The 20,025-nt window shown below is 73.8% G+C and carries 19 protein-coding genes; 11 read left to right on the top strand and 8 right to left on the bottom strand.

Features of this window, described 5'->3' with window-relative positions; genetic code table 11:
• From E1300_RS50285 to E1300_RS24595, 6 genes are all read left to right on the top strand, one after another.
• Positions 1–771: hypothetical protein (locus E1300_RS50285; RefSeq protein WP_165502978.1), on the top strand; the 771-nt coding region annotated here is incomplete at its 5' end.
• A 147-nt stretch (positions 772–918) separates the two neighbouring features.
• Positions 919–2,490: an ABC transporter substrate-binding protein gene (locus E1300_RS24615; RefSeq protein ID WP_242619380.1), complete on the top strand. Its 1,572-nt coding sequence runs from the start codon at positions 919–921 to the stop codon at positions 2,488–2,490.
• Positions 2,491–2,517: 27 nt separating this feature from the next.
• Positions 2,518–3,477, top strand: a complete 960-nt coding sequence (locus E1300_RS24610; protein ID WP_131759430.1) for an ABC transporter permease — start codon at positions 2,518–2,520, stop codon at positions 3,475–3,477.
• Positions 3,474–4,406 (top strand): ABC transporter permease, encoded by a 933-nt coding sequence (locus E1300_RS24605; RefSeq protein WP_131759429.1) that lies wholly within the window; start codon positions 3,474–3,476, stop codon positions 4,404–4,406. Before E1300_RS24610 ends, E1300_RS24605 begins: the two co-directional genes overlap by 4 nt.
• Complete coding sequence (locus E1300_RS24600; protein WP_207399931.1) at positions 4,403–6,115, top strand: dipeptide ABC transporter ATP-binding protein; 1,713 nt, start codon at positions 4,403–4,405, stop codon at positions 6,113–6,115. Before E1300_RS24605 ends, E1300_RS24600 begins: the two co-directional genes overlap by 4 nt.
• On the top strand, positions 6,112–6,921 hold the full coding sequence (locus tag E1300_RS24595; RefSeq protein ID WP_131759427.1) for a DUF1684 domain-containing protein: 810 nt from the start codon (positions 6,112–6,114) through the stop codon (positions 6,919–6,921). Before E1300_RS24600 ends, E1300_RS24595 begins: the two co-directional genes overlap by 4 nt.
• Positions 6,922–6,946: 25 nt before the next feature.
• On the opposite strand, the gene E1300_RS24590 is transcribed toward E1300_RS24595, so the two are convergent.
• Complete coding sequence (locus E1300_RS24590) at positions 6,947–7,378, bottom strand: MarR family winged helix-turn-helix transcriptional regulator (protein WP_131759426.1); 432 nt, start codon at positions 7,376–7,378, stop codon at positions 6,947–6,949.
• Between the two features lie 73 nt (positions 7,379–7,451).
• On the opposite strand from E1300_RS24590, the gene E1300_RS53490 reads away from it, so the two are divergent.
• The 3 genes from E1300_RS53490 to E1300_RS24575 all read left to right on the top strand — a co-directional run bounded on the left by E1300_RS53490 (position 7,452) and on the right by E1300_RS24575 (position 10,482).
• Positions 7,452–8,450 carry a quinone oxidoreductase family protein gene (locus tag E1300_RS53490; RefSeq protein WP_207399930.1) on the top strand — a complete coding sequence of 333 codons (999 nt, stop codon included), beginning with the start codon at positions 7,452–7,454 and terminating at the stop codon, positions 8,448–8,450.
• Positions 8,451–8,628: 178 nt separating this feature from the next.
• Entirely contained in the window at positions 8,629–9,429 is an 801-nt protein-coding gene (locus E1300_RS24580; protein WP_131759425.1) for an SAM-dependent methyltransferase, read from the top strand.
• 240 nt (positions 9,430–9,669) lie between these two features.
• Entirely contained in the window at positions 9,670–10,482 is an 813-nt protein-coding gene (locus E1300_RS24575) for an SAM-dependent methyltransferase (RefSeq protein WP_165502977.1), read from the top strand.
• A gap of 16 nt (positions 10,483–10,498) precedes the next feature.
• On the opposite strand, the gene E1300_RS24570 is transcribed toward E1300_RS24575, so the two are convergent.
• Complete coding sequence (locus tag E1300_RS24570; protein ID WP_131759423.1) at positions 10,499–11,653, bottom strand: acyl-CoA dehydrogenase family protein; 1,155 nt, start codon at positions 11,651–11,653, stop codon at positions 10,499–10,501.
• Between the two features lie 463 nt (positions 11,654–12,116).
• Positions 12,117–13,217, bottom strand: coding sequence for an L-type lectin family protein (locus tag E1300_RS24565; RefSeq protein ID WP_131759422.1), 1,101 nt, complete (start codon positions 13,215–13,217; stop codon positions 12,117–12,119).
• A gap of 233 nt (positions 13,218–13,450) precedes the next feature.
• Between E1300_RS24565 and E1300_RS24560 the strand changes: the two genes are divergently transcribed.
• Complete coding sequence (locus E1300_RS24560; protein WP_131759421.1) at positions 13,451–14,419, top strand: NAD(+)/NADH kinase; 969 nt, start codon at positions 13,451–13,453, stop codon at positions 14,417–14,419.
• A gap of 6 nt (positions 14,420–14,425) precedes the next feature.
• Here the strand turns inward: E1300_RS24560 and E1300_RS24555 are convergent, their stop codons facing one another.
• Positions 14,426–15,289 (bottom strand): SDR family oxidoreductase, encoded by an 864-nt coding sequence (locus E1300_RS24555; RefSeq protein WP_131759420.1) that lies wholly within the window; start codon positions 15,287–15,289, stop codon positions 14,426–14,428.
• Positions 15,290–15,641: 352 nt separating this feature from the next.
• On the opposite strand from E1300_RS24555, the gene E1300_RS24550 reads away from it, so the two are divergent.
• A complete protein-coding gene (locus E1300_RS24550) occupies positions 15,642–16,355 on the top strand; it encodes a class I SAM-dependent methyltransferase (RefSeq protein ID WP_131759419.1) in 714 nt (237 codons plus the stop codon).
• 36 nt (positions 16,356–16,391) lie between these two features.
• On the opposite strand, the gene rfbH is transcribed toward E1300_RS24550, so the two are convergent.
• The 4 genes from rfbH to E1300_RS24530 form a co-directional block, all read right to left on the bottom strand.
• Entirely contained in the window at positions 16,392–17,711 is a 1,320-nt protein-coding gene (gene rfbH / locus E1300_RS24545) for a lipopolysaccharide biosynthesis protein RfbH (protein WP_131759418.1), read from the bottom strand.
• A gap of 107 nt (positions 17,712–17,818) precedes the next feature.
• A complete protein-coding gene (locus E1300_RS24540; protein ID WP_131759417.1) occupies positions 17,819–18,265 on the bottom strand; it encodes a cupin domain-containing protein in 447 nt (148 codons plus the stop codon).
• Positions 18,266–18,285: 20 nt separating this feature from the next.
• Positions 18,286–18,690 (bottom strand): winged helix-turn-helix transcriptional regulator, encoded by a 405-nt coding sequence (locus tag E1300_RS24535; RefSeq protein ID WP_242619379.1) that lies wholly within the window; start codon positions 18,688–18,690, stop codon positions 18,286–18,288.
• 116 nt (positions 18,691–18,806) lie between these two features.
• Positions 18,807–19,841 (bottom strand): LLM class flavin-dependent oxidoreductase, encoded by a 1,035-nt coding sequence (locus E1300_RS24530; protein WP_131759415.1) that lies wholly within the window; start codon positions 19,839–19,841, stop codon positions 18,807–18,809.
• Positions 19,842–20,025 lie beyond the last annotated feature (184 nt).

Raw genomic sequence — 20,025 nt, 5'->3', positions numbered from 1 at the left:
GTCGCCGCGCAGACGGGGGTGCTCGCCACCACCGCGGGCAAGGTCACCGCGGCCGTCGTCGGCACCGCGCTGGCGGCCGGGGCCGGGACCGCGGGGACGGTCGCCGTCCAGCGGGCGACGGCGGATCCGAAGCCCTCGGCGACCCGGGCGGCCGTCGAGGTGCCGGTCCGGTCGTGCTCGTTCAACGAGCAGACGTCGCCGCCCGGACGGGTCCGGCTGCCGAGCGAGGTGCGGCTCCCGGAGGGCACGGCCGTGTACCAGGTGCCGTTGCGCGGCGTCCGGTTCCTCGGTCCGGCGGGGCGGAAGTGCACCGGGAGCGGTGGGAGCGGTATCGGGGTCGCGGCGGTCAGGGGCGTGAACGTGGTGCTCTATGCCGACGGTTACGAGTGCGGGTTCTGGCCCGGGACGGACGAGGCGGCCAAGATCCATCGGGATCAGCCACAGAACTGCGGCGGGCCCCGGCCGACCCCGGACCGGCAGGACGTCCCGACGGGGGTGCCCGGCGCCCGCGCCTACCTGGTGACGGGCGATCCCCTGTCGAGCACCGGCTGGGACGGTGTGTCGCTGCTCATGTACACGCCATGGCGTTCGGGTCTCTCGGACCTGGGACTGTTCATCACGTGCGAGCTGCCCCGTGCGCAGGCCCGCGTCTGCGCCGCCGCGCTGACCTATCGGCTGGACGAGATCATGCGTCCGCGCGGCGCCTCGCAGGCGGCCCTCGACCGCGCGGCGGACCAGATCGACCGGTACGCCGACGCGCATCTGCGCTGACCTCGCCGGACGGCCGCCGGGCCGGACGTGATCCCTACTTTCCTGGTAGGTATTGACGGAATGATCGCCGCGTGCCTACCTTGTCGGCAGGGTTGGAGCTGCCGATGGGAGAACCCCGCCATGGGACGAACGTGGAGCGCCTTGACGGTGCCCGGAGCACTGGTGGTCGCCGTGGGGCTGGTCGCCGGATGCGGTGACGGGGGTTCCGGTGCGGGGGCCTCGGGGACGCCGAGGTCCGGCGGGACGCTCACCTTCGCGGTCGGGTCGGACGCCGCGTGCGTCGATCCGCAGCAGGTCGGGAGCAACGACACGATCTACTCGGTGCGGCAGCTCGTCGACTCGCTGACCGACCAGGACCCGGCGACGGGACGGATCGTCCCGTGGCTCGCCCAGCGCTGGGAGGTCAGCAAGGACGCCAGGACGTACACCTTCCACCTGCGGCAAGGGGTGACGTTCAGCGACGGCACGCCGCTCACCGCGGACGTCGTCAAGGCGAACTTCGACGCCGTGCCGAAGCTCGGCGTGCTGGGCCTGCTGGCCAAGGGCTACCTCAACGGGTACGAGGGCACGACCGTCGTCGATCCCCTCACCGCGCGGGTCCGGTTCAAGAGCCCGAACGCCCAGTTCCTCCAGGCGACGGCCACGCACTCGCTCGGGATCGAGTCCGCGGCGAGCGTGCGCAAAACGCCGGAGCAGCGCTGCGCGCAGGGGATCGTCGGGTCCGGGCCGTTCGTCCTGGCGAAGTACGCGGTCAACCAGTCGATCACGCTGACCAGGCGCAAGGGCTACGCGTGGGGCTCGTCGCTGTGGAAGAAACAGGGCGAGGCCTATCTGGACCGGCTCGCGTTCAAGGTGCTGCCCGAGTCGGGCGTCCGCACCGGCGGCCTCCAGTCGGGGCAGGTCGACGCGATCGGCAGCGTGGGACGGGCGGACGAGGCGGCGCTGAAGGCGTCCGGCGCCCAGCTGCTGGCACGTGCCAATCCCGGCGTGGTCTTCGGGATCACCTTCAACAACGCGCGGTTCAAGGACGAGAGGGTCCGGCAGGCGATCTCGCTGGCGGTGAACCGCCGGCAGGTCGCCGAGACCGTGTTCCCGGCGGGGACCCGGCCGGCCACCAGCGTCCTCGCGCACACCACGCCCGGCTACACCGACCTCGGGCCGCTGCTCGCGCTCGACCAGGCGCGGGCCCGGTCGCTGCTGGACTCGGCCGGGTGGACGGCGGGGAGCGACGGCGTCCGGACGAAGGGCGGCGCGAAACTGGCCGTCACCGTCAAGTGGTTCGCCAACGCCGCGACCAACCGGCCCTCGCTGGAGCTCGTCCAGCAGCAGCTCAAGGCCGTGGGCGTCCAGGTCGAGCTGAAGGAGCAGCAGATCGCGCAGCTCGCGCAGATCCAGGCGTCCGGCGACTTCGACGCGCTGTGGGGGAACATCACCCGCGCCGACCCGGACATCCTCCGCAGCTCCTACTCGACGCGCCTGGCGAACATCTACAAGATCCCGCCGTCCGGCCTCGACACGGTCCTGGACGAGCAGGCGGCCGCCACCGACGATGCCGCACGGAGGCGGCTGGTCGGGCAGGCGCAGCGGGAGGTCGTCCAGCGCGCCTACGTGGTCCCGGTCGTGGAGCTCCAGACGGAGCTGGGCGTCGCGAAGAAGGTCCACGACCTGAGGTTCGACGCGTCGAGCCGCATCCAGCTGCACGACACATGGATCGGCTGACCGGCGCGGAGAGGGGTGTTCGACGGCATGCGACGGTACGTGCTCAGGCGTCTCGCGCAGGCGGCCGGGGTGCTGTGGGCGGCCTACACGGTCTCGTTCCTGGTCCTGAACCGGCTGCCCAGCGATCCGGTCACGGCGATGGCCGGCGTGGGGGCCGACCAGGCGGGGGTCGATCCCGCGCAGGTCGCGCGGCTGCGCGCCGAGTACGGCTTCGACCGGCCGGTGCTCGCGCAATACGCCGACTACCTCGGCCGGGCGCTGCGCGGCGACTTCGGCGACTCGGTGGCCACCGGGCGGTCCGTCACGTCCACGATCGGCGATGCGCTGCCGCAGACCCTGCTGCTCGCCGGGACGGCGATGCTGCTCGCCGTGGCGGCCGGCGGCGGGCTCGCCCTGGCGGCGACCTACACGTCCCGGCGGTGGCTGCGGCAGGCGCTGCTGTCGCTGCCGCCGCTCGGGGTGTCCGTCCCGGCGTTCTGGGCGGGCCTGATGCTCGTGGAGGTGTTCTCGTTCCGGCTGCGGCTGTTCCCCGCGTTCGGCAACGAGGGGTTGCGCGGGCTGGTGCTGCCCGCCCTGACGCTGGCGATCCCGACCGGCGCGATCATCGCGCAGGTGCTGGCCAAGAGCCTGCTGACCGCGCTGGACGAGCCGTACGTCGCGACGGCCCGCGCGAAGGGGGCGGGCCGGGCGCGGATCCACCTGCGGCACGTGCTCCGCAACGCCTCGCTGCCCGCCCTGGCGGTCATCGGGGTGCTGGTGGGGCAGCTCATGGCCAACTCGGTGGTCGTGGAGACCGTGTTCTCCCGCAACGGCCTCGGACGGGTCACCGCGAGCGCGGTCTCGACGCAGGACCTCCCCGTCGTCCAGGGCGTCGTCGTGTTCGGCGCGTTCGTGTTCGTCACGGCGAACCTCGCCGTGGACCTGGTCTACCCGCTGCTCGACCCGCGGATCGTCGTGGCGGGCGACCGCCGGTGGAGCCTCGCATGAGCAGCGCGCTGGATCCCGGGCACCCCGCTCTGGACACCGCGGCGGCACTGGACCCGACCGCGGCGGCCGACCCGGTCGGCTGGACCCCGTACCGCCGCTTCGACGCCCGGCGCCTGGCGCGGTTCCTGCTGCGCAGGCCGGGGCTCGTCCTGTCGGTCCTCGTGATCGGGGCGGTGTTCGCGGCGTCGTTCGCGCCCGGCCTGTTCACCTCGCGCGACCCCCTCGCCGGGACGCCCGCGCAGGCGTTCCGGGCACCGGGCGCCGGGCACTGGTTCGGCACCGACGAGCTCGGCCGCGACCTGTACGCGCGGGTCGTGCACGGCACCGCGCTCTCCCTCCAGGCCACGCTGATCGCGCTGGGGGTCGCCTTCGCCGTCGGCGGCCTCCTGGGCCTGCTGGCCGGGTTCGCCGGACGGTGGATCGACGACGTGCTCATGCGGTGCGTCGACGTCATGCTGTCCATTCCCGCGCTGTTCCTGTCCCTGGCGCTCGTCACCGCGCTCGGCTACGGGACGGTGAAGGTCGCGCTGGCCGTCGGCGTCGCGAGCGTGGCCGCGTTCGCCCGGGTGATGCGGGCGGAGGTGATGCGCGTCCGGCAGGCCGTGTTCGTCGAGGCCGCGCGCTCGTCCGGGGCGCGCTGGTACAGCGTCCTCGGACGGCACGTGCTGCCCAACGCGATCGGCCCGGTGCTCGTGCTGGCCACCCTGGAGTTCGGCACGGCGATCCTGTCGGTGTCGTCGCTGAGCTTCCTCGGGTACGGCGCGGCGCCGCCCGCGCCGGAGTGGGGGAGCCTGATCTCCAACGGCCGCAACTACCTGGCGAACGCGTGGTGGATGACCGCGCTGCCCGGGCTGACCATCGTGGCGACCGTGCTCGCCGCGAACCGGATCGCCCGGGCCCTGGACGGGGAATGGGCGAGGCAGCGATGACCGGAACCGAGACGCGGACCGTCCCGGAGCAGACCCGGGACGACGGCGCGCTGCTCGAAGTGCGCGGCCTGTCGGTCTCCTACCGCACCCGGACCGGCCTGCTGGAGGCCGTGCGGGACGTCGACCTCGACGTCCGTGCCGGTGAGATCGTCGCGCTGGTGGGGGAGTCGGGCTCGGGAAAGAGCACCACCGCCCACGCCGTCACGCGGCTGCTCGCCGACAACGCCTCGGTCGACGCGGGCCGGATCGTGTTCGGCGGACGGGACCTCGCGACGCTCTCCGAGCGGGAGCTGCGGACCGTCCGGGGCGCGCAGATCGGGCTCGTCCCGCAGGACCCGGCCGTGTCGCTGAACCCGGTGAAGCGCGTCGGCGAGCAGGTGGCGGAGGTGCTGCGCCTGCACGGGCTCGCGACCCGCCGCACCGCCCCGCCGGCCGCCGTCGAGCTGCTCGGCCGGGCCGGGCTGCCCGACCCCGCGACGCGCGCCCGGCAGTACCCGCACGAGCTGTCCGGCGGCATGCGGCAGCGCGCGCTCATCGCGATCGCCATCGCGGCGGGCCCGAAGCTGATCGTCGCGGACGAGCCGACCAGCGCGCTCGACGTCACCGTCCAGCGCCGGATCCTCGACCACCTCCAGCACCTCACCGGCGAGCTCGGCAGCGCCGTCCTGCTCGTCACCCACGACCTCGGCGTGGCCGCGGACCGCGCCGACCGCGTCGTCGTGATGTCCCGGGGCCGCGTCGTCGAGACCGGACCGGCCCGGCGCGTCCTCGACGACCCACGCGACGCCTACACGCGGCGCCTGCTGCGCAGCGCGCCCAGCCTCGCCGCCGCCGAGCCGCGCACCCCGCCGGCCGCGCCGGTGCCCGGCGATGGGGCGGCCGCGCCCCTGGTGGAGGTCGAGCACCTGGTCAAGGAGTTCCCGCTGCCGCACGGGAGCGGCTCCGCCCGCACGGTCCGCGCGGTGGACGACGTCGACCTCACCGTCCACCGCGGGGAGACGCTCGCGCTGGTCGGGGAGTCCGGATCGGGCAAGTCGACCACCGCGCGGCTGGTGCTGCGGCTCGTCCCGCCGACCTCCGGACGGATCGTCTTCGACGGCGAGGACGTCACCGCCCTCCGCGGGGAGAAGCTGCGCCGCCTCCGGCGCCGCGCCCAGCTCGTCTACCAGAACCCCTACGCCTCGCTCGACCCGCGGTTCACGATCGGCGAGGTCGTCACCGAACCCCTGCGCGCCTTCCGGATCGGCGACCGGGCGTCCCGCACCGCCCGCGCCCGCGAGCTCCTCGACCGCGTCGCCCTCCCCGCCGCGACGCTGGACCGCAGGCCCGCCGAGCTGTCCGGCGGCCAGCGGCAGCGCGTCGCGATCGCCCGCGCGCTCGCGCTCGGCCCCGACCTGGTCGTGTGCGACGAGCCGGTCTCGGCGCTGGACGTGTCCGTCCAGGCACAGGTGCTGGAGCTGCTCGCCGAGCTCCAGGCCGCGACCGGCGTGGCGTACCTGTTCATCTCGCACGACCTCGCGGTCGTCCGGCGGATCGCGCACCGCGTCGCGGTCATGCGGGCCGGGCGGATCGTCGAGACGGGCGCGACCGGGCGGATCTTCGACGACCCCGCCCACCCCTACACCCGCGAGCTGCTGGCCGCCATCCCCGGCGGCCGCGTGCGCGCCGGCGGACCGACCGGATCCGAACGACCTGAGGAGCGGACATGACCGTCTCGACCACCGGAACCGACTTCGCCCGGGAATGGGAGGACTGGCACCGCGAGCACGAGGCGCGGCTCGCCGACCCGCACGGCTTCCTCGCCGTCACCGGCCTGCACTGGCTGACGGACGAGCCGGAACGGTTCGGCGACGCGCCGGGCGCCTGGTCCACCGGCCCGGACGGCGTCACCGTCGTCCTCGCCGAGGACGAGGAGCTCGTCGTGGACGGGCGGCCCGTGCGCGGCGAGCACCGGTTCGGGGTCCTGCCCGAGCGGGGCGGCGTCACCGCCCGGTGGGGCGACGCGGTGATTGAGGTGGCCAAGCGCGGCGGGTACGACGTCGTCCGCCCGCGGCACCCCGGCCACCCGCTGCGGACGTCCTACCGCGGCACGCCCGCCTTCGCGCCCGACCCGCGCTGGGTCGCCGAGGGCCGCTACGTCGCGTTCGACGAGCCGCGCCCGACGGCCGTCGGCGCCGCGGTCGAGGGGCTCCAGCACGTCTACGACGCGCCGGGCCGCGTCGAGTTCGAGCTGGACGGCCGGGCGTTCGCCCTCACCGCGTTCGGCGGCGCGGCGCCCGGCAGCCTGTTCGTGCTGTTCACCGACGAGACGTCCGGCGTCACCACCTACGCGGCGAACCGGTCGCTCCAGGTCGACCCGCCCGGACCCGACGGCACCGTGCGGCTGGACTTCAACCGCGCCACCAACCTGCCCTGCGCCTACACCGACTTCGCCACCTGCCCGCTGCCGCCCGCCGAGAACCACCTGCCCATCGCGGTCGAGGCCGGCGAGAAGATCCCCCGCGAACGCGCCTGAACCACCGCAGTGCGCATAGGCGGGCCTAGGGGCGCAGGATCCGGGCGGCCAGAGCGGTCAGGGTGTCCTGTTCGTGCTGGTCCAGCCCGGCCGTGAGCGCGCGGATCGCGCCGCGGATCCTCTGCTCGCCGTCGCGCGTCAGCCGGCGGCCGCGCGGCGTGAGGGTGACGAGGACGGCGCGGCCGTCGCGCGGGGACGGGACGCGCCGCACCAGCTCCCGCCGTTCGGCACGGCTGACGAGGCCGGTGACGCTGGACTTGTCCAGCCCCAGGTGGGCCGCCAGTTGCAGCATCTCGGCGTCCCGGTCGCGCAGGATGCCCAGCAGCCGGACCTGCGCGAGCGACAGGTCGAGGTCGGCGGCGACCCGGGCGAGGACCGCCTGGACCTCGAAGGACAGCTGGACGAGCCCGTCCACGATGTCGAGCCCGTCGTCGTGCGCGTCCTCGTCCGCGGCCATGGGGGGAGTCTACTGGACATGGTTGGTGGCACAAACTAAATTGGTTTGTGCCACCAACCATTGAGGAGCCGCCATGTCCGCCCCCATGTCCGCCCCCGCCTCCGCCGGGACGACGCACGCCGCCGTCGTCCGCTCCTTCGACGCCCCTCCCCGCTACGAGGCCGTCCCGCTCCCCGAGCCCTCGGCCGAGCACGAGATCACGGTGGACGTGCTCGCCGCGGGCCTGCACCCGCGGGTCCGGTCGGCCGCCGACGGGTCGCACTACACCTCCGAGGGGACCCTGCCGCTGGTCCCCGGCATCGACGGCGTCGGCCGCGCGCCGGACGGCGAACTGCTGTACTTCGTGCTGCCCGGCACGGCGTTCGGCTCGATGGCCGAGCGGACGGTCGCCGACCGCCGCCGGGCGCTCGTCCTGCCCGCCGGGACCGACCCGATCGCGGTCGCCGCGGGGATGAACCCGGGCATGTCGTCCTGGGTGGCGCTGCGCCGCCGCGCCGGCCTCCGGCCCGGGCAGGACGTGCTGGTGCTCGGCGCCACCGGCGGCGCCGGACGGCTCGCCGTGCAGATCGCCCGCGCCCTCGGGGCGGGCCGCGTCATCGGCGCGGGCCGCGACGCCGAGCGGCTGAAGCTCCTCCCGGGCCTGGGCGCCGACGAGACCGTGTCCCTGGAGGGCGCGGACGGGGACGTCGCACGGCGGCTCGGTGCGGCGGCCGCCGACGTGGACGTGGTGCTCGACTACCTGTGGGGACGTCCGGCGCAGCAGGCCATGCCCGCGCTCGCCAGGGCGCGCGCCGACCGGGCCGAGCCGCTGGCCTGGATCCAGATCGGGGCGGTCGCCGGCGCCGACATCGCCCTGCCGTCCGCCCTGCTGCGCGCCGCGAACCTGCGGATCATGGGCAGCGGCCAGGGCTCGGTCGGCGCCGCCGCCATCCTCGCCGAGCTGCCGGAGCTGGCCGAGCGGATCTCCGCTGGCGACCTCGCCGTGGACCCGCTGGCGATGCCCCTCGCCGAGGTCGAACGGGCCTGGAGCGCACCCGTCGAGCCCGGCCGCCGCGTCGTCCTCACACCCTGAGGCCTGCGATTCCGCCGGACCTCCTCCGTCCCGCACCGTGTGAAACGGCCGGACCACCTGGAGCCTGGAGCCCTCGCGCGTCCCGCCCTCGCCGGACTTTCCGGCGGCGTGCATGATCTTTCGCCGCTAGGCTGCTGCCGAAGCGGCCGCGCTTCGCGTCCCTCCCGAGGAAGTCCCGATGACCGACAACCCGCCCTCCATGGACCTGCGCACCGACGTGCCGCACCCCGCGCGGGTCTACGACTACTACCTCGGCGGCAAGGCCCACTTCGGCGTCGACCGGGAGTTCGGCCGGCGGATCCTGGGCATCTGCCCGTACCTGCGGCCGCTGGCGCGCGCCAACCGCAGGTTCCTCGCCCGCTCGGTCGGCGTGCTCGCCCGCGACCACGGGATCCGGCAGTTCCTGGACCTCGGCACCGGGCTGCCGACCTCGCCCAACCTGCACGAGGTCGCCCAGGGCATCGCCCCGGACGCCCGGATCGTCTACGTCGACAACGACCCCATCGTGCTCACGCACGCGCGTGCGCTGCTGACCAGCAGCCCGGAGGGCGCCACCGACTACATCGACGCGGACGTCGTCGAGATCGACCGCATCCTGGAACGCGCCAGCCGGACGCTCGACTTCGGCGAGCCGGTCGCCGTGAGCGCGCTGGCCCTCTTCCACTTCCTGCCCGACCCCAAGCCCGCCGAGCTGCTGGCCCGCCTCCGCGGCGAGCTCGCGCCGGGCAGCTTCCTGACGATCAGCCACGTCCTCCCGGCCATGCGCGAGGTCGCCGAGGCGTACCAGGGGGCGATGGGCCTCGGCACCCTCCGCGACCGGGACGAGATCACCGCGCTGTTCGGCGACTTCGAGCTGCTCGAACCGGGCCTGGTCGACCCGTACCGGTGGCGGCCCGAGCTGGAGCCCCGCGAGGTGGACTCCGGCGAGGGGATCGAGGACCTGGGCGCCTGCGGGGTCGCCCGCAAAACGGCGGCCTGACCCGGGCCCGGCGGCTTGGCCTGGCTCCGCGCCCCGGCCCCCGCCCCGGCCCTGCCCCCGGCCCCGGCGGCCCGGTTCCGGCTTCCGCCCTGGCTCCGCGGCCCGGCGGCGTCCCGTGTGCTGGCAACAACCGGCCACGCGCCGGGACGGGCCGGACGCGCCCCGTGGGGAACGCCTCGCGTCCCGCCGATGCGTGCCATGATCTGTCGGGAATCGTCTCCTGCGCCAGGTGGTGTGCACGTGTCCGAGCGGTCCGGGTCCGGCAAGCCCGCGTTCACGTACGACCCCTCCAAGCCGAGCATCGCGCGCGTGTACGACCACTGGCTGGGCGGCAAGGACAACTTCGCCGCCGACCGGCGGTTCGCGGCCGACCTGGCCGACGTGCTCCCGGACATCTACACGATCGTCCGGGCGAACCGCGCGTTCCTCGGCGCCGCCGTCCGCCATCTCGTCCGCGACCACGGGATCACGCAGTTCCTGGACATGGGCGCGGGGCTGCCGACCGCGCGCAACGTCCACGAGGTGGCGCAGGAGTGCGACCCCGCGGCGCGCGTCGTCTACGTCGACAACGACGCGGAGGTCACGGCGCACGGGCGGGCGCTGCTCGCCGACGACGCGCGGACCGGGATCGTCGAGGCCGACCTGCGCGACCCGGACGCCGTCCTGTCCGACGCCGCGACGACCGCCCTGCTGGACCCGCGCGAACCGGTCGCCGTCATGCTGGTCAGCATCCTGCACTTCATCGGCGACGAGGACCGCCCGCACGACCTGGTCGCGCGGTACATGGGCGCGGTGCCCTCCGGGAGCTTCCTGGTCCTGTCGACCGCCTGCGCCAACCCGGTCGGCGACAAGATCGAGGACCTCTACCGGGACCGGATCGGGAGCCGCGGCGGCGGCGGCGCGATCTCGCGCAGCATGGACGAGATCCTGCGCTTCTTCGACGGCCTGGACCTGCTGCCCCCCGGCCTGACGACCGTGACGCGGTGGCGTCCCGGGCACCGGGTCGAGGGGCAGGACGTGCCGTTCGTGGCGGGCGTCGCCCGCAAACCCTGAACCGGCCCGCCCGGGTTCACACCAGCGTCGTGGCGTCCGGGTCGAGGCCGAGCGCGACCCTGCCGTAGAGCGCGTAGGTGTCGTCCAGGTCGAAGGCGACGTGCCCGGAGATCGTGGCGAGGTCGCGCTGCACCCGCTGGAACGGCATGTGCATGAGCTGCGCGCTCGCCCCCGCGGCCAGGCAGATGTCGTTGACCGCGCCGCGCGCCACCGCGACCGTCTGCGAGCCGACGAGCCGCGCCGTCGCCCGCTCGGGCAGCCCGGAGACGCCGCCGTCCCGGTACCGGTCCTGCAACTCGGCGATCGTGCGGTCGAGCAGCAGCCGGGCGGCGGCCAGCTCCGCCGTCGCCTTGCCCAGCCGCATCTGCCCGCTCGGCTTCTCCGCCTGCCTGGTGCCCGAGTAGACCAGCACCCGCTCGCGCAGCCGCTCCCGGAACGCGGCGAGCAGCCCCTCCGCCGCGCCGAGGATGGGGGACGCCCCCACCAGCGTGAGCAGCGAGACGAGCGGCATCCGGTACACGGGCCCGTCGTACAGCGCGGCGCCGGGCGTGCTCCCCTGGGCGAAGTCGAGCAGCGGCACCGACCGGTGGGCGGGCACGAAGCGGTCCCGCACCTCGATGTCGTTGCTGCCCGTGGCGCGCATGCCGCTGGTGAACCAGACGTCGTGGACCGCGACCTCCCCGGCCGGCAGGAGGAACACCGTCGGGCCGTCCGGCGCGAGCGCGCTGACCATCACCCAGTCGGCGTGCATGATGCCGGTGCCCCACGACCAGCGGCCGGTGACGCGGTGGCCGCCGCCGGCCGGCTCGGCCCGTCCGACGGGCGCCAGCGTGCACGGGGCGAACGCGTACGGGCGCTCGGCGAAGACCTCGTCCTGCGCCTCCTCCGGGAACAGGGCCAGCAGCCAGTTGTGCAGCATGTAGATCGCCGCGACCCAGCCGGTCGACGCGCATCCCGCCCCGAGCTCTCGCGCGATGCCCGACACGGTCGCCACGTCGAGCTCCGCGCCGCCCCGCTTCCTCGGGACGAGCACGTCGAGGAATCCGGCGCCGGCCAGTTCGCGGACCGACTCGTCCGGAGGCCGCCGCAGCTCCTCCGCCCGCTGAGCGCGTTCTGCCAGCTTGGGCGCCATTTCCCGGGCCCGGTCGAGCAATTCGCTTCCCAGTGTCATGGCGGAGACCCTATCCCGGCGGGAATCGGCGATAACGGGAGGGCGTGCTCACAGGAATTGGAGCGTTGCATTATTGCCTTGCCCATGCGCGCACAGTTCTTCGGTCTCCAGGCACTTTCGCGCGCTGCCTGCGCAAAGACGCCTGCCCACACGGCCGCCCGCGGTTTGGCGCGAGGTGTGCGGCAAGGTCTGGGTGCCGTACGACGTGCGCTGCGACCCGCTGCTGCGCGGCCGGTTCCGGGCGCGCGTCGGCATCCGCGGCCTCGGCTCCGTGGAGGCGGCGCTGATGACCACGACACCGCACGCGAGACCGCCGCACGCCCGAGCTCATCGGCGCGATCGCGCGCTGGTGGGGCTTCACCGGCCCCGCCCGCTTCAGCTAGGCGTTCCGCGGTGCCTACGGGCTCTCGCCGCGCCAGTTTCGCCGGGAATGCGCGGCGGTGGACACCATCTGACCCCGCGGTCAGCCGCGCGTGTACTTCTTCGGCTGCCGTCCGGACGGGGTTGGCAGGGAGCGCAGCGCGACCCGGCGGATGAGGTGGACGTCCGTGAGCGGTCCCGTGGACGCCGCGAACCCGAACTTGTAGGTGCTCGGGACGTTCTCGGGAGTGCTGAACCGCAGCACGCGCCGGAAGCCGCGGCCGTCCTGGAAGTCGATGTCGACCGTCGCCGCGGAGTCGGGCTTGGACGGCACGACGATGCGGACGGTCCGCTTCACCGGCTCCAGCGCGTCGGCGGCCCGCCGCGGCGTGGCGTCGGCGGGCAGCTTGTCCAGTTCGCCGTGCAGGCTCCCCGGCAGCGACGAGGGCCACGGGCCCGTGGCCGTCCGGTTGCCGGTCGACGCGCCGAGCAGGCAGTACCCCTCGGCGCCGTCCCCGGGACCGCGGACGCTCACCATGTTGGGCCCGGGCGCGGGCGGCCGGAGCTCCGTTCCGGCGGGGGAGCGCTGCTCGCAGCCCTCCCCGCGCTGCTCCCCGTCACCGAAGTAGTCGCCCAGCACGTCGAACCCGAAGCCGAGGTAGCCGCCGCTGACCCCCGGGACGACGTTGCCGTCGGACCTGTCGTCCGGCAGCTTCTGCGCGTACCCGAGGCTTCCGCCGAACGCGCCCGGAGTGGTGAGCCGCCCGGAGCCGTCGGTGAGGAAGAACGAGAGGCCGTCCGCCGGGAGCCGCGTCGTGTTCCCGTACTGCCACTGCTCGAAGGTGACCTCCAGGCCGTTCCTCGCCGGTATCGGCGAGTCGAACAGCACCGCCCCGGTCTCCTCCGGATGGGCGTCGGTGAGCTGGAGGTAGCCGTACGGGGCCCCGTCACCGGGCGGGACGGGACCGGCCGGGTCGCGGCGGCACCCCCCGAGCGGATGGTTCGCGGCCTCCTTCTGCGCCTGCCCGCGCCGCGCGCCCGTCAGGCAGGCGGACCCGTACCCGACGAAGCGCGCGTCCGCGGAGGCGCCGGTGAACGGCTCCTCCAGCAGCACCCGCCCCGGCCGCGGCGCGGCCGACGCGTGGCCGGCCGGCACGCCGGCCGCGAGGATTCCGACCGCCGCACCCGCGATGACGCGGGTCACCCCTAGTCTCATATCGCTGGCTCTTCCTGCGCGAGTTCCACTCCACCGCCCTCCATGTGATCACGGACGCGCGCCACCGAGCGCCCATTGCCCCGCGCATGGGAAAGTGCGTCCCCGGCTTTTACGGGACGGCCCGCCATTTCATGGGACCGTCACCTTCCGCCATTCATTCGCCGCCGCGAAAGGCACCCGCCGGATCCGGGCCCCCGGAACGCTGACCGTAGGCTGGGGGCATGGACACCGAACCGCCCGCGGGCCCGGTCGGCCTGGTGCTGCACCCGACCAGGCCGGTGGACCGGTCGATCGCCGCGATCCTCGCGTCCGCGTGCGAGCGGGCCGGGCGGGTGCTGGCCCGCGAGCGCGACCGGCACCGCGTGCCGCCCGAGGTCGACATCGTCCCGGACGACCGGTTCCCCGACCTCGTGGCCGGCCTCATCGCCCTCGGCGGCGACGGCACGATGCTCGGCGCGATGCGGCTCATGGTGGACCGGCCCGTCCCGGTGCTCGGCGTCAACCACGGCAACCTGGGCTTCCTCACCGAGGTCCAGCCGGTCCAGCTGCCGTCCGCACTGGCGCGCCTGGTCGCCGGCGACTACACCATCGAGCCGCACCCGGCCCTGGAGGTGGACGCGGGCGCCGGGCTCGCCACCCGGTTCGGGTTCAACGACGTGGTGCTGGCCCGCTCGTCCCGCACCGGCGCGGTCTCCCTCGACCTCACCGTCAACGGCCGGCGGTACGGCTACTACCGGGCCGACGCCGTCGTCGTGTCGACGCCGACCGGCTCCACCGCCTACAACTACGCCGCCGGCGGCCCCGTCCTCTCGCCGTCCTCCGGCGCCCAGGTCGTCACGCCGGTCGCCCCCATGTCCGGCATCAGCCGCCCGGTCGTGCTCGGCCCGGCGGACCGGGTCCGCCTCGCCGTCGCGGCCGACAGCGCGCCCGTCACCGTCGACGTCGACGGGACGCCCGCCGGCGAGCTCGGGCACGGCGACCGGCTGGCCACCGCGATGCGCCCGGAGGCGGGCCAGGTCGTCCGGTTCTCCGAGGCCGAGCACGCCAGCCGCAGCCGCGTCAAGCTCAGCCTCCTCGACCTGCCCCTGCGCCCCGACCAGCTCCTGGAGCTGATCCCACCGGAGCTGCGCCGGCACGCCGAGCTCACCGCCGCCGGCATCCAGACCGCCCCCGCGTCCCTGGACGGCTGAGCGCGCTCACCTCCGCGACCCGAACCGCCACGGAAGCCCGAACTGCCTGAGTCGCGCGAAGTCCAAGGCGCGATCGGGGAGCCAGCGGGCCATGAGCGCCATCTTCGCGGCGTCCTTGCCGACGAGGTACCGGCCGGCGGGCCTGCCGGCGTCGAGCGCCCGCAGCACCGCCCGGGCGACGACATCGGGGCTGCTGCCCGCCTGCTCGTTCGCATGCAGCCTCCCGACCATGGACCGGAAGCTCCTCCCGTAGACGGCGCGCTGCTCCTCGCCCATCCGCTCCAGCGCCTCCTCCGCCGCGTCCCGCACCTTGCCCGAGGCGGGCGTGCGGATCGTCGCCGGCTCGACCAGCACCACGCGGATCCCGCGCGGGCGCAGCTCCATCCGCAGCGCCTCGGTGATCGACGCCAGCGCCCACTTGGCGGACGTGAGCGGCGCGAGGAACGGGACCGTCAGCCGGTCACCGATGGACCCGATGGTGACGATCCGCCCGCCCGCCCTCTGCAGCAGCGGCACGAACTCCTGGATCACGGCGACCTGCCCGAAGACGTTCACCTCGAACTGCCGGCGCAGCTCGTCCAGCGGGACGGCCTCCATCGGCCACGCCGCGCCGATCCCGGCGTTGTTGACCAGCCCGGCCAGCGGCAGCCCGGACCCGCCGACCGCCACCGCCGCGTCACGGACGGCGTCCCGGTCGGTGACGTCGAGGATCAGCGGCGTCAGCTCCCCTCTCGTCCCGCGGACCAGCGCCTCCCCGTCCCGCTCCTTCCGCACACCCGCGAACACGTGGTAACCGGCGTCCGCGAGCCTGAACGCGGTGGCGCGCCCGATCCCGCTGGAGGCACCGGTGACGACTACGGCCTCGCTCATGACTTCCCTCCCCACTCACCCACCCCCCTGACGCTAGGAAGCCCCGCGAACCCCCACATCCCAAACCCGACCAGCCCCAACCCGAACGTTGTACGGCGATTCGCCCCGGCCGGCGCCCCTCGCGGTAAGGCACTCGAACAGCTGCGCCTACGAGTCAGCTCGTCCCTCGCCCAACTCGATCCCGCCGATCGGGCGACCGGCTTCCGCACCTGGAGCAGGCCGTCGCCAGAAATCCCAGCGCACCGACCCCCGCGTCCGTCGAGCCCCTCCTCACCCTCGAACACTCCTAGCCCGCCCGGTGGGTGATATATCCGAGTGACGCGGAATAGGCGGCCTGCCTAGTGTGGCGGGCGTGGACGCAGCCGACTTCTACACGGGCATCGTCGCGGAGATCTACGGTCCGCTGAAGTCGTTCTCTCCGGATCCCGAACCCTACGCCGCCTTCATCGAGCGGGCCGGTGGTCCGGCACTCGAACTCGGATGCGGGGACGGCGATCCTCTGCTGGAACTGCGCCGTCGCGGGCTGGACGTCGAGGGCGTCGACTCCTCCGCCGACATGCTGGAGCGCCTCGCACGGCGGGCACGTGCACAGGGGATCACGGTCACCGCGCACCACCGGCGCATGGAGGCGCTGGAGCTGCCTCGCCGCTATCGGGCGATCTTCCTGGCGGGGCCGACGTTCGCGCTCCTTCCGGACGACGGTGCCGCGCTGGCCTGCCTGCGCGGCGTCCGCGCCCATCTGGCCGAGGGCGGCACCGCGCTCGTGCCCTTGTTCGTGCCGTCCCCGACCCCGGCCGAGCAGATCGGGCGGGTGCGCACCGCCGTCGGCCCGGACGGGGCGGAGCTTCGGGTGTCCGTGGTCGCCGAGGAGCGCGACGAATCCGCGCGGACGCAGACGGCGCTGCTGCGCTACGAGCGTCGCCAAGGGGCGGACCACACGGTCGTCGAGCGGCCGTGGGTCTTGCATTGGCACTCGCGGTCCGGGTTCAAGGCACTGGCCGAAGCCGCCGGGCTGGCCGTGGGGGCCGGCACTGTGGCAGGCACGGTGCTCAGGGGAGCCGGGTGAGGTGGGTTTCTTTGGTGGTTCGGGGTGGGGTGGCGGTCAGGTTGTTGGGCGGGGGTGGCGGGAGGTTATGAAGGTCTGGATTGTGGTGATCATGTAGTCGATCATCTCGTCGGTGAGGCCGGGGAAGACGCCGATCCAGAAGGTGCGCTCGGTGATGGCGTCGCTGTTGGTGAGGGAGCCCGAGACGCGGTACGGGCGGTCCTGGTAGGCGGGCTGGCGGGTCAGGTTGCCGGCGAACAGCATCCGGGTGCCGATACGGCGGTCCTCCAGGTGGGCCACGATCTCGTCGCGGTCGAAGGGCGCGTCCGGGGTGACCGTGATGATGAAGCCGAACCAGTTGGGCTCGCTGTTCGGGGTCGGCTCGGGGAGGAGGAGGCCGGGCAGGCCGTCGAGGCCCTCGCGGAGCCGTTTCCAGTTGCGGCTGCGGGCCGCGCCGAACTCGGGCAGCCGCTGGATCTGGGAGAGCCCGAGCGCCGCCTGGAGGTCGGTGGTCTTCAGGTTGTAGCCGACGTGGGAGAACGTGTACTTGTGGTCGTAGCCGTAGGGCAGGTCGCCGAACTGCTGGATGTAGCGCTTGCCGCAGGTGTCGCAGGCGCCGGGCTCGCACCAGCAGTCCCGGCCCCAGTCGCGCAGCGACTCCACGATGCGCGCCAGCCGCGGACGGTCGGTGGTGACGCAGCCGCCCTCGCCCATCGTCATGTGGTGGGCGGGGTAGAAGCTCACGGTGCTGAAGTGGCCGAACGTGCCGGTCAGCCGGTCCCCGTAGCGGGCGTCCACGCCGTCGCAGTTGTCCTCGACGAAGAAGAGGCCGTGCTCCTCGGCGAGCTGGGCGACCTCGGCGGCCGGGAAGGGGTTGCCCAGCGCGTGCGCGATCATGATGCCGCGGGTGCGCGGGCCGATGGCCTCGGCGACCCGTTCGGCGGTGGTGTTGTAGGTGCCGAGCTCCACGTCCACGAAGACCGGCACCATCTGGTTCTGCAGGATCGGGTTGACGGTGGTGGGGAAGCCCGCCGCCACCGTGACGATCTCGTCGCCCGGCCGGAGCCGGTCGTCGCCGATCTCCGGCTGGGTGAGGGCGGTCAGTGCCAGCAGGTTGGCCGAGGACCCCGAGTTCGTCAGGTGCACCTTGCGGCGCTGGAGCCTGCGCCCGAGCTCGCGCTCCAGCGCCAGCGCGCTCGGGCCGGAGGCGATGCGCAGGTTGAGCGCGGCCTCGACGAGCGCGACGCGGTCGTCCTCGTTCAGGTCGGCGCCGGACGGCATCACCAGCGTCTCGCCGGGGACGAAGCGCCGCTGCTGTTCCTTCTCGCGGTGGTACTTGCGGACCATTTCCAGGATCAGATCCTGGGAGTCGCTCATCTCGCCTCCAGGAGCGCCGCGGCGCGGCAGTGGACCTGGTCCATCAGACCAGGCGGCCGCGGAATCCCGTCCCCTGTCGACCCCCCTTTTCCCCCGCACTCATCGGGTCAGGGGGTCTGCGGGCGCTCCACGTCCGCCCAGAGGCTGGGCAGGTTGACGACGATGCCCTCCTGGGTGCTGCGCGCGATGACCACGACGGCCTCCTCGTCGGGCGAGGGGTTCTCCTCGCGGTGCGGGAGGTAGGGCGGGACGAAGATGTAGTCGCCCGGACGGGTCTCGACGCGGACCTCCTCGTCGCCCTCGGCGAAGACGAACACCGGATGGCCCGAGACGATGTAGATCGCCGTCTCGGCCTCGCCGTGGTGGTGGTCGCCTGAGCTGGTCGCGGGGCCGACGTGGGTGCGGCCCATCCAGAGGCGCTCCGAGCCGACGGTCTTGCCGGAGATCGCCTCGTACCTGCGCATCCCGGACGTCTGGGCGGTGTCGGCGCCGAGGTCCGCGCCGCGGACGTGCTCGATGCGGCCGTGCCAGGCGGCCGTCCCGGAATCGGTCATTGCCTCTGATCTCGGGTGGTTTAGTAGGGATTCGGGCCGACGGGGCCGCGGTCGTCGTGCCGCGCGGCCTCGGAGTCGTCGTAGGCGGCGCGCGCCGCGGCGATCTTCGCGTGGTTGTTCTCCGCCCAGTCCGAGAGGGCGCGGGTGGAGGCGAAGAGCTCCTTGGCGAGGGCCGTGGCGGTGTACTCCACCTGCGGCGGCACCGTGGGGTGGACGGTGCGCGTGATGAGGCCGTCGCGTTCGAGGGTGCGCAGCGTGAGGGTCAGCATGCGGCGGCTGATGCCGGGGATCGCGCGGTGCAGTTCGGCGAAGCGGATCGGACCGTCGCTCGCGGCCGCGATGATCGCTATTCCCCATTTGCTCCCGACCCGGTCGAGGGCGTCGCGGAACGCCGCGCACGTGTCGGGCTCGACGTCGTCGGGCAACCGGGCTCCTGCTGGCATCGCGCTCCCTTCCCCGCTGAGGACGCTTCAGCCTCGCACGCGACGGTCCGCGCGGGCAACCGGTCCGCGCCGGGCCGGTCCGTCCTGCCGGGGAGGGGTCAGGCGGGCGGGTCGGGGAGCGCGGTCCGCAGGACGGGCGCGACCTCGGCGGCGAACAGTTCGAGGGACGTCCAGTGGTCCGCCTCGCTCAGGCCGTCGGGGTCGACGCTGAACACCGCGAGCGAGTGGCCGAAGACCTCGTGCTGGCGGTGCACCTTGTCGATCACCTGCTCGGGGCTGCCGACGAGCGCGGGGGAGTGCGCGATGAAGTCCTCCACGGTGGCGAACGGCGGGCGGGCGCCGATGCTCCGCTGCATCGCGGTGAGGCGCTCGTAGACGGGACGGTACGCGGCGACCGCGGCCTGCGAGGTCTTGGCGACGAGGAACCCCGGCGTGCCCGCGCCGGTGAACAGCCGGTCGGCGGGACGGCCGCGCCGGGCCCATTCGGCGCGGTAGTGCTCGACGAGCGGGCGGGCGCTCTCGCTGGAGAGGCCCGCGTTGGAGAACACGATGGGGTCGCCGTACTCGGCGGCGAGGGCCACCGACTCGAACGAGGACGAGCTGCCGTGCCAGATCCGGGGCCGTCCGTTCAGCGGGCGGGGGAGGGTGCGGACGCCGTCGAGGCGCGGGCGCCTCCCGGCGGGCCAGGTGACCTCGTCGCGGGTCCACAGCTCGTGCAGGAGCCGGAAGTTGTCGGCGAGGGCGGGGCGCTGCTGGTCGGGGGTCAGGCCGAACATGTCGCCGCCCGGCCCGGCGCCCTTGCCGACGATCAGTTCCAGCCTGCCGCCGGACAGGTGGTCGAGGGTGGCGTAGTCCTCGGCGACGCGCACCGGGTCGAGCATCGACAGCAGCGTCACGCCGGTGAACAGCCGGATCCGGGACGTCAGCGCCGCGACGTGCGCCAGCACGACCGGCGGCGCGCTCGACAGGAACGGCCAGTGGTGGCGCTCGCCGACCCCGAAGCCGTCGAAGCCGAGCTCCTCCAGGCGCAGCGCGGTGGCGACCGTGAGGCCGAAGCTCGCCCGGGTCGCGGCGGGCTCGTCCGTCCCCGCGGAATCCAGATAGCGGATGGGGGCCACGCCGAAGAACTTCACGATCGATACCGCCGATTTCCCGTTCGCGCGCGCCGCGCTTCCCTTTTGGCGCGGTTCCTTTCCACGGTCGCCAAACGTAGGCGGCGGGAAGGCGGACGGGAAGAAGGAACATTGCTGTTACCGCCCTGTCGTGTGTTTCCCTGTGCGCATTAACGAACGGGAACGGCCCGGAATGGGGTGACGC

The organism is Actinomadura fibrosa, from assembly GCF_900659615.1.
In the GTDB taxonomy this organism is placed as follows: domain Bacteria; phylum Actinomycetota; class Actinomycetes; order Streptosporangiales; family Streptosporangiaceae; genus Spirillospora; species Spirillospora fibrosa.
This window is presented reverse-complemented; position numbering and strand designations above follow the sequence as displayed.

Bases quoted from the DNA above. Each gene is read 5' to 3' on its own strand.
- E1300_RS24610 (WP_131759430.1), top strand. From the start codon at position 2,518: ATGCGACGGTACGTGCTCAGGCGTCTCGCGCAGGCGGCCGGGGTGCTG.
- E1300_RS24605 (WP_131759429.1), top strand. From the start codon at position 3,474: ATGAGCAGCGCGCTGGATCCCGGGCACCCCGCTCTGGACACCGCGGCG.
- E1300_RS24600 (WP_207399931.1), top strand. From the start codon at position 4,403: ATGACCGGAACCGAGACGCGGACCGTCCCGGAGCAGACCCGGGACGAC.
- E1300_RS24595 (WP_131759427.1), top strand. From the start codon at position 6,112: ATGACCGTCTCGACCACCGGAACCGACTTCGCCCGGGAATGGGAGGAC.
- E1300_RS24590 (WP_131759426.1), bottom strand. From the start codon at position 7,378: ATGGCCGCGGACGAGGACGCGCACGACGACGGGCTCGACATCGTGGAC.
- E1300_RS53490 (WP_207399930.1), top strand. From the start codon at position 7,452: ATGTCCGCCCCCATGTCCGCCCCCGCCTCCGCCGGGACGACGCACGCC.
- E1300_RS24580 (WP_131759425.1), top strand. From the start codon at position 8,629: ATGACCGACAACCCGCCCTCCATGGACCTGCGCACCGACGTGCCGCAC.
- E1300_RS24570 (WP_131759423.1), bottom strand. From the start codon at position 11,653: ATGACACTGGGAAGCGAATTGCTCGACCGGGCCCGGGAAATGGCGCCC.
- E1300_RS24560 (WP_131759421.1), top strand. From the start codon at position 13,451: ATGGACACCGAACCGCCCGCGGGCCCGGTCGGCCTGGTGCTGCACCCG.
- E1300_RS24555 (WP_131759420.1), bottom strand. From the start codon at position 15,289: ATGAGCGAGGCCGTAGTCGTCACCGGTGCCTCCAGCGGGATCGGGCGC.
- rfbH (WP_131759418.1), bottom strand. From the start codon at position 17,711: ATGAGCGACTCCCAGGATCTGATCCTGGAAATGGTCCGCAAGTACCAC.
- E1300_RS24540 (WP_131759417.1), bottom strand. From the start codon at position 18,265: ATGACCGATTCCGGGACGGCCGCCTGGCACGGCCGCATCGAGCACGTC.